Source organism: Candidatus Magnetobacterium casense (genome assembly GCF_019173545.1).
Taxonomy (GTDB): domain Bacteria; phylum Nitrospirota; class Thermodesulfovibrionia; order Thermodesulfovibrionales; family Magnetobacteriaceae; genus Magnetobacterium; species Magnetobacterium cryptolimnobacter.
Window position 1 is genome coordinate 1 of sequence record NZ_JABXWD010000794.1, and the last position, 1,040, is coordinate 1,040.

Annotated in this window: 2 protein-coding genes; one reads left to right on the forward strand and one right to left on the reverse strand. The window is 47.7% G+C overall.

Translation table 11 applies throughout. The features are described from left to right. Positions 1–274: glycosyltransferase family 9 protein (locus HWQ67_RS19570; RefSeq protein WP_218254373.1), on the reverse strand; the 274-nt coding region annotated here is incomplete at its 3' end. A gap of 262 nt (positions 275–536) precedes the next feature. Between HWQ67_RS19570 and HWQ67_RS19575 the strand changes: the two genes are divergently transcribed. Continuing rightward, positions 537–1,040 (forward strand): glycosyltransferase family 9 protein (locus tag HWQ67_RS19575; protein ID WP_218254374.1); only part of this gene is annotated, 504 nt, incomplete at its 3' end.

Consider the following 1,040-nt stretch of genomic DNA (forward strand, 5'->3'; position numbering starts at 1 on the left):
GATAGGTGCGCCTTATTGCGGCAGTCATACCAAACACGCCCGCATTTCTGCCTTCGCACAGGACGTCAACAGAGGCTTCGGGAAATGTCTGCTTTACATGGTCAATGCCAGGCAGCAGCAGGACGGCGTCTCCGATACCACCAGGACGTATAAACAATATGTTCCGTATCTTGGTTGACTTCCACCTGCGTCCACCTGCAAGTATGCGGGTCAGAGGCACCAGAGGTCTGCCAATTGCCGCATCAAGCCTCTTTAGAACTTCCGTCTTATTCATAGTCATCATCTCCTTGTAGTCTGCTGATCGTAAGAGATAAAGAAGGAGGGCGGCTCCGCCCCCTCCTCAGACCTCCCCCGCAAGGGGACCAGTCCCCTTGACCCCATTATTCTTAACCCTAATGTTTTAAACATTTATGCTCCGTTATTTAACAATTTCGTAAAATTCTCTAATGCGATAGCCCTAACCATTTTACAAAAGTCAGCAGAAACAACTACAATATGATAACAATGACAGAGGTTAATTACAAGGACTGAGGGCTATGAATATTAAACAGATGAGACGTATAGACTACTACGTTGGAGGTGGCATATGCCTGTTGTTACAGGTATATGAAGGTATCAGGAGGATATTTGGGCACAACAGGGGCAAGGAACTCACGGAGATAAAGACCGTCCTGGTGACAAAGTATCTGGGTATGGGTAGTATACTGCTTGCAACGCCAATGCTCAGGGGACTGAGGCGACGCTATCCGCAGGCCCGAATAGTGTTTCTGACCTTTAAGGGTAACGATGCCCTGGCCAGGTTAATTGACCTCATAGACGAGGTTGACTCCTTCAATACGGATACGATATTTACGTTTATATGGGATATTCAACGTCTGTTGCGCAAGAACATGCAGCGGCGCTATGATGTAGTGTTTGATCTGGAGTTTTTTGCGCGGTTTTCGACAATCGTATCGTACCTCTCTGGTGCGGCCATCAGGGTTGGCTATCACCTGCCAAAATTGTGGCGAGGCAATCTGCTGACTCATCGGATATACTAC